At 63.4% G+C, this 7,040-nt stretch carries 6 protein-coding genes; all 6 read right to left on the bottom strand.

Annotation, left to right across the window (positions count from 1 at the left end; translation table 11 throughout):
- On the bottom strand, positions 1-363 hold a 363-nt coding region (gene tnpA, locus VMX79_01475; GenBank protein HUV85762.1), incomplete at its 3' end, for an IS200/IS605 family transposase.
- A 138-nt stretch (positions 364-501) separates the two neighbouring features.
- On the bottom strand, positions 502-2,484 hold the full coding sequence (locus VMX79_01470; GenBank protein HUV85761.1) for a (Fe-S)-binding protein: 1,983 nt from the start codon (positions 2,482-2,484) through the stop codon (positions 502-504).
- A gap of 113 nt (positions 2,485-2,597) precedes the next feature.
- Positions 2,598-2,861, bottom strand: a complete 264-nt coding sequence (locus VMX79_01465) for a GlsB/YeaQ/YmgE family stress response membrane protein (protein HUV85760.1) — start codon at positions 2,859-2,861, stop codon at positions 2,598-2,600.
- 36 nt (positions 2,862-2,897) lie between these two features.
- Positions 2,898-4,361: a transglutaminase domain-containing protein gene (locus tag VMX79_01460; GenBank protein ID HUV85759.1), complete on the bottom strand. Its 1,464-nt coding sequence runs from the start codon at positions 4,359-4,361 to the stop codon at positions 2,898-2,900.
- A gap of 194 nt (positions 4,362-4,555) precedes the next feature.
- Entirely contained in the window at positions 4,556-6,013 is a 1,458-nt protein-coding gene (locus VMX79_01455; protein ID HUV85758.1) for a transglutaminase domain-containing protein, read from the bottom strand.
- Positions 6,014-6,206: 193 nt separating this feature from the next.
- The coding region (locus tag VMX79_01450; protein HUV85757.1) for a transglutaminase domain-containing protein at positions 6,207-7,040 on the bottom strand (834 nt) is incomplete at its 5' end.

Below are 7,040 nucleotides of genomic sequence, written 5' to 3'. Positions count from 1 at the left end.
GTAGTATCCCTCGCTCCAAAGGCTCGAGGCTGCTTCGCGCAAAGCGGGGAATTTTTCTCTGAGAAATCTGGCCGCCGTCCCTTTAAAATATCGAATCGCGTCGCTCACCCGGTCGGAAGGCGTTAGCGCGACGACGAGGTGGACGTGGTCCGGCATAAGCGCCGCCGCTAAGATTTTATAACCCCGCCGTTCTGCTACGTCTAGAATTAATTTAAGGCACTCACTGGCAACTTCGCTTTCGAGTACGCGGCGGTTGCGCTTCGTCCGGAAGACGACGCGGTAGTTTAATATAAAAGCCGCGGTAGTCGACTTCTGTTCTTGAACGTGGGCGCCGATGTCTTCGGCTACGTGTAAGACCACCATAAGGCAATATACCCCGTGCCGCCGGCTTAAGCCGGCGGCTAACGCGTGCCGCGGCTCAGTACCGTCCGCTAAAGCGGACGGTTTGCGTTCGGGCGGCTAACGCGCCGCGGCTCAGTACCGCCCGCTGAAGCGGACGGTTTATATCCGATCGGCCAAGAGCTCCGCGACGTCTTTAACGGGCACGTCGGCGTTGAGGTCTTTCAGGCCGTCGTCGAGCATGGTGAGGCAATACGCGCACGCGACGGCCACCGTCGAGGCTCCGGTCGCGACGGCCTGCTCCGCCCGGGCGACGTTGATGCGCTTGCCGAGCGTTTCCTCGAGCCACATCCGGCCTCCCCCCGCGCCGCAGCAGAAGCCGTACGCGCGCTTTTTGTCGAACTCGGCGACGTCGCCGGCCGCAGCCCGCACCAGCGCCCGCGGCGCGTCGTACATTTTGTTGTACCGGCCGAGGTAGCACGAGTCGTGGTACGCGACGGCTCGAGCCTCGCCCCGCACTTTCAGCTTACCGGCCTCGATTAAACTCAACAGGAATTCCGTATGATGATAGACGTCGAGCTCGCAGCCCAGCGCGGCGTACTCTTGCTTGAACGTATTGTAGCAGTGCGGGCACGTCGTTATCAATTTTTTTATGTCGTACTGCGCGAAGGTCGCGGCGTTCCCCTCCAGTTTCATCTTATATAAATACTCGTGACCCAGCCGGCGGAACGCCTCGGCGCAGCAGCCCTCCTCCTCGCCCAGTACCGCGTACGAGACGCCGGCGGCGCCCAGCAGCTTGACCATGGCCTTCGCGATGCGCTGGCCGCGGTCGTCGTACGAGCCCAGGCACGACACCCAGAAGCAGTATTCGGCCCGCGCCCCCTTCCCGAAGACGGGGACGTCCAGGCCGTTGGCCCACTTCATCCGCTCGCTGGAGGGCAGGCCGTAGGGATTGTTGTTGCGTTCGACGCCGTTCATGGCGGCGTTGAGCTCGTGCGGAATGCGGCCCTCGTTCAGGACCAGGTCGCGCCGTAAATCTACGATCTTGTCGACGTGCTCGACGCTGATGGGGCAGTGCTCGACGCAGGCGCCGCACGTCGTGCAGGCCCACAGCTCGTCGTCGCTCACCACCGGCCCCGCCAGCCCCACGCCTTCCTCCTTCTCGGCCGGCGTTTTCGCGAGCTTCACGATTTTCAGGCCGTAGCGCGCGAAGTCGTGCTTGAGGTCGATGACGACCTTCTTGGGCGAGAGCGGCTTGTCGGTGTTGAACGCCGGGCAGTTGTCCTGGCAGCGGCCGCACTCCACGCACGAGTAGAAGTCGAGCAGCTGGCGCCAGCTGAACTCGTCGGCGCGGACGACGCCGAAGTGGTCCGCCTCGTCGTCCTCCACGTCGCAGTCCTTCACTATCCCGCGCGGTTTTAAGTTCCGGAAGAATTCATTAAAGGGGCAGGCGAGGAGGTGGAGGTGCTTCGACATCGGAATGTATACCAGGAAGACGAGCAGCGACAGCAGGTGGACCCACCAGCTCGCGGCGAAGAGGCCGAACCACGCCGGCCCCGCGAGCCCCGCGGCGGCGAAGAGTTCCCCCATCGCCGAGCCGGCGGGCATGTACCAGGGGCGGGCGCCGCTCGAGGCCAGCAGGTACCCCTCGTTTACGAGGTCCGTCGCCATCAGCGCGAAGATGAGGAAGAGGATGAAGTAGGCGCCGAAACCGCCCGTGGGCCCGGGCGGCCTGAATATCACCCGCCGGAGGAACGCGGCCGCGACGGCCAGGATGACCAGCACGACGAAGACGTCGAAGACCAGGTGGTACCAGGCGGCGCCGGTGACGTACGGGACGTCGAAGCCCTCCCGGAAGCTCTCCACCATGAAGACCAGGTTGGCGACGACGAGGACGACGAAGCCCCAGAAGATGAAGAAGTGGGCGAGCCCTATGGCCGGCTTGCGCAGAACCAGCTTCTGGCCGAAGACCAGTTTTATTAATTCGACGAACCTCGCGCCCGGGCGGTCGAAGCGGTTCTCCGGCCTGCCGGCCGTGAGCATTAATACCCTTCTAATACACGCGTACGCGAATAGGATGAACGCTGCGGCGACGAGGAGGCCGGCGAGGGCCTCGAGCGCGGCCGAGCCGTGGGTGGGTGCCATAACGAGCTCCTCTCCTGGCGGGTTTTATTTAATAATAAAAATAAAATAGCCGCGGCGGCGCGGCAAGCGAAAAAGGCGGCCGCCAAGGCCGCCTTCCGTTAAACGTTTTTATTTCACCGCTTCTTAAATAAACCGATAACTACCAGGAACAGCACCGCGCCGACGAAGGCCGTGAATAGGCTGCCCAGCCAACCGCCGAACTGCCAGCCCACCAGCCGGAAGAAGAGGCCGCCCACCACGGCGCCGATGACGCCCACCGCGACGTTGCCCAGGCAGCCGAAGCCGCGGCCGCGGAACGCCAGCCCCGCCAGCCAGCCGACGAAGCCGCCCAGGATGACGAACCACAAGAGGTGCCAAAGGCTGAAATCGATCCACATAGGAGCTCTCCTTGTTTGAGTGCGGGCGCGCCGCGCCTACTCGAGCGCCAACATGACCTCGTCGAAATGCTCCTCGGCGAAGGCGAGCGAGCCCTCGTAGTCGATGCCGCTATCCATGACCCACAGGTACTCGTCCCGCGCGGCCTCCAGGTCGCCCTTCTCCTGGTAGCATACGCCCAGGTATTGGTGGCACTGGGCGTCCATTATGGGCTTGATGGACCCCGCCTTGCCGTCGAGGGCTTTATAAAGGGCGGTGATAGCGTCGTCGAGTTCGCCCTGTCCCAGGTGGGCCCGCCCCAACGTGAGCCAGGGGTCCTCGGCGGCGGGCGCCTGCTCGACCGCGACGAGGCAAAGCTCTTCGGCCTTTTCGTACTCGCCCACTTCGAGGTAGGCCGTAGCCAGCGCGCTCGACGCCATCTCGCGGGCTAAGACCTCGTCGTCCCGTTGCTCGCCGAAGACGTATACGCCGGCGCCGACCGTTTTGTCCGACAGCTCGAGGCGTTCTCCCGCGGGGGGATACGCGTCCGCGAAGCCGCCCGGCTGCATAAAGCGGAAGATTTTGCCGACGCCCAGGTCCGGGTCTTTGAATTCGAGATTGTTGCCCACCGATACGATGAGGCGGTTGGGGTACAGGTTGCCGAACAGCCACTCCGGGTCTTCCTCGAGGATTCCCGTTATTTCCATAAAGCGACGAAGGCTATCCTCGGTCGCCGGGACGGAGCCGCCGGGGATGTACATCGCCGCCACCGACGTGTCGGCCGGCACCCAGCCGTAGGGCGGCAGCAGCACCTCCGCCCACTGGTGGCCGCCGCCGAAGGGCCACATGGCGGTGACGGTCCGCGCCGGAATTCCCTCCGCGCGGCACAGCGCGCAGAAGACGACGCTGAACTCGCCGCAGTCGCCGCTCCGTCTCGCGAAGGCTTTGGCCGCGCCCCGGCTCTCTAAATCCGGGAACTCGTAGCGGATATTGTAGACGACCCAGTCGAATATCTTGTGGGCCTTGCGGTACGGGTTGACCTCGTCGCCGACTATTTCGCGCGCCTGGGCGCGGATAGCGTCGGTTATCTGGACCCACGGCTCGGATACTATGTACCGCTGGTATTCGGGCGAGGCCTCGTCGTAGGGCTCTATGTTTTCCGGGTCTATGTCTTCGCCGCTCACCAGCTCGCCGGCGTACCCGAAGTCGTAGTAGAAATATATCCCCTCGCCGTCTTTGAGGTCCGTTTGCCGCCAGAAGACGATCCTGGTTTTGCCGAAGGGGTCTTCGACGACCGCGGCGGGCTCCGGGTATATCTCGCCCATAACGACCGTCTGGCCGCGGTGTTCGACCGGTAGCGCGACCCACAGCCGGACCTCGGGCGCGTCGCCCGTTATTTGTACGTTGTCCACGAAGTACCAATAGCGAGCGAGCGTCATCGCCGCCTCTTCGGCTTGGATAATGGACGCTGCGCCGAGCAACGTAAGTACGATGAATGCTGCGACGGAATGAATTCTTCGCATCTTCTCCTCCTGGGCGTTGGGTATTTCTTCTTTAAAACTTAACCGGGGCTGACTTATTTATTAATAATAACATACCACCCCGGGCCGTCAATTTATTTATATGACGGCCCCCGAGGTAGAACGGCCTCCGCGGCTCGGTCGATAAGGCCGACCCCCCGGGCCGGCCTTATTATCGCGCTTGGGGAGGGCCGCGCCTACTCCAGCGCGAGCATGACCTCGTCTAAGTGCTCCTCGGCGAAGGCCAGCGAGCCCTCGTAGTTTATGCCGCTCGCCATGACCCGCAGGAACTCGTCCCGCGCCGCGGCGAGGTCGCCTTTTTGTTGGTAGCAGACGCCCAGGTAGTTGTGGCACTGCGCGTCCAGTACCGGCTTGGCGGGTCCCCCTTTGCCGTCGAGGGCTTTGTAGAAGGCCGCGAGGGCGTCGTCGATTTTGCCCTGCTCGAGGTATATTTGACCCAGGCTGAGCCAGGGGGGCTCGGCTTCCGGGTTTTCCTCGACCGTGGCGAGCAATATTTCCTCCGCCTTCGCGTATTCGCCCGCCAGGAAGAACGTGTAGCCGAGGTCGCCCAACGCCGCCTTCCGGGCCAGGACGGGGTCGTCGTACCCCTCGCCGTAGACGTAAATGCCGGCGCCGACGGTTTTATCCGACAGGCCGAGATATTCTTCCGCGAAAGGGTACGCGCCCGTGGCGCCGGGTTGCATAAACCGGAAGACCTTCGCGACGCCCAGTTCGGGGTATTTTACCCGGAAGTTGTTTCCTACCGATACGATGACGCGGTTGGGATAGAGGTTGCCGAAGAGCCAGTTCGGGTCGGCGACCGGCATTCCCGTAATTTCGAGGATTGCGCCGACGTTCTCCGCGGTCGCCGGGATGGCGCCGCCGGGGATGAACATCGCCGCCATGGAGGTATCCGCCGGTACCCAGCCGTACGGCGGGATGAGTACCTCCGCCCACACGTGGCCGCCGCCCCAGGGCCAACAGGCGGTGACGGTCCGCGCCGGAATTCCCTCCGCCCGGCACAGCGCGCAAAAAACGACGCTGAACTCGCTGCAGTCGCCGCTTCGCCGCGCGAAGGATTTGGCCGCGCCCCGGCTTTCGGGGTCCGGAAATTCGTAGCGTATATTGTATACGACCCAGTCGAATATCATCCTGGCCTTGACGTACGGGTTCGTCTCGTCGCCGACTATTTCGCCCGCCTGGGCGCGAATGGCGTCCGTGACCTCGAGCCAGGGCTCGGACACCATGTACCGCTGGTACTCCACGGAGCCCTCGTCGTAGGGTTCGACTTTTTCCGGGTCGACGTCGGCGTTCACCTCTTCGCCGACGTACTTGAAGTCGTAATAAAAATAAAAGTCCTCGCCGTCCACGATGTCCGTTTGCCGCCAGAAGACGATTTTAATTTCGCCCAGAGGGTTTACGACGACGGCCTCGGGTTCGGGGTAGATCTCGCCTATTTCGACCACCTGGCCGCGGTGGCTCAAGGGCAGCGCGGCCCACACCCGCACCTCGGGCGCGTCGCCCGTGATCTTTACGTTGTCCACGAAGTACCAATAGCGCCCGGGCGTCATCGCCGCCTCTTCGGCTTGGACGACGGCCGCGGCGCCGAGCAACGTAAGTATGATGAATGCTGCGACGGAATGAATTCTTCGCATCTTCTCCTCCTGGGCGTTGGGTATTTCTTCTTTAAAACTTAACCGGGGCTGACTTATTTATTAATAATAACATACCACCCCGGGCTGTCAATTTATTTATATGACGGCCCCCGAGGTAGAACGGCCTCCGCGGCTTCGTAGGAAAGGCCGGCCTCGCGACCGGCCTTGTCGTCGCGCTTAGGGAAAGCTGCCCCTACTCGAGCGCCAGCATGACCTCGTCCAGATGGGTCTCGGCGAACGCGAGCGAGCCCTCGTAGTCTATGCCGCTTTCCATGACCCACAGGAACTCGTCCCGCGCCGCGGCGAGGCCGCCCTTCTTCTGGTAGCAGGCGCCGAGGTAGTTATGGCACTGGGCATCCATTACCGGCTTGGCGGAGCCGGCTTGGCCGTCGAGGGCTTTGTAGAACGCGTCGATCGCGTCGTCGACCTTGCCCCGTTCCAGGTAAGCCTGCCCTAGGAAGAGCCAGGGTTCCTGGGCGCCGGGGGCCGCTTCGGTCACGGGGCGGAGCACCCCCTCGGCCTTGGCGTATTCGCCCGCTATAGCGTACGCGCAGCCGAGGTCGGCCGACGCTCTCTCCCGGGCCGCGGCCAGGTCGTCGCGCCCCTCGCCGAAGGCGTAGAAGCCGGCGCAGGCCGCCTTGTCCGACACGTCGACGTACTCGTAGCTCGGGGGCACCGCTTGGATAATGCCCGGTTGCAAATAGCGGAAGACCTTCCCGACGCCCAGCTCGGGATATTTGCACTGGTGGTTATTGCCCACCGATACGATGAGCCGCGTGGGGTAGAGGTTGCCGAACAGCCAATCCGGGTCGGCCGCCGGGATACCCCGCGAATCCATAAAGGCCTGGATTTCCTTCTCGCTGGCGGGGATGGTGCCGCCCGGGATGAACATCGCCGCGACGGAAGTGTCCGCCGGGACCCAGCCGTACGGCGGCAGCAGCACCTCCGCCCACTGGTGGCCGCCGCCGGTGAGCCACACCGCGGTGACGGTCCGGGCCGGGACGCCGGCGGCGCGGCACAACGCGCA

Source organism: bacterium (assembly GCA_035529855.1).
Lineage (GTDB): Bacteria > RBG-13-66-14 > B26-G2 > WVWN01 > WVWN01 > WVWN01.
The sequence above is the reverse complement of the archived record's forward strand: the minus strand, read 5'-3'. Positions and strand labels throughout refer to the sequence as shown.

Bases quoted from the DNA above. Each gene is read 5' to 3' on its own strand.
- VMX79_01460 (HUV85759.1), bottom strand. From the start codon at position 4,361: ATGCGAAGAATTCATTCCGTCGCAGCATTCATCGTACTTACGTTGCTC.
- VMX79_01470 (HUV85761.1), bottom strand. From the start codon at position 2,484: ATGGCACCCACCCACGGCTCGGCCGCGCTCGAGGCCCTCGCCGGCCTC.
- VMX79_01465 (HUV85760.1), bottom strand. From the start codon at position 2,861: ATGTGGATCGATTTCAGCCTTTGGCACCTCTTGTGGTTCGTCATCCTG.
- VMX79_01455 (HUV85758.1), bottom strand. From the start codon at position 6,013: ATGCGAAGAATTCATTCCGTCGCAGCATTCATCATACTTACGTTGCTC.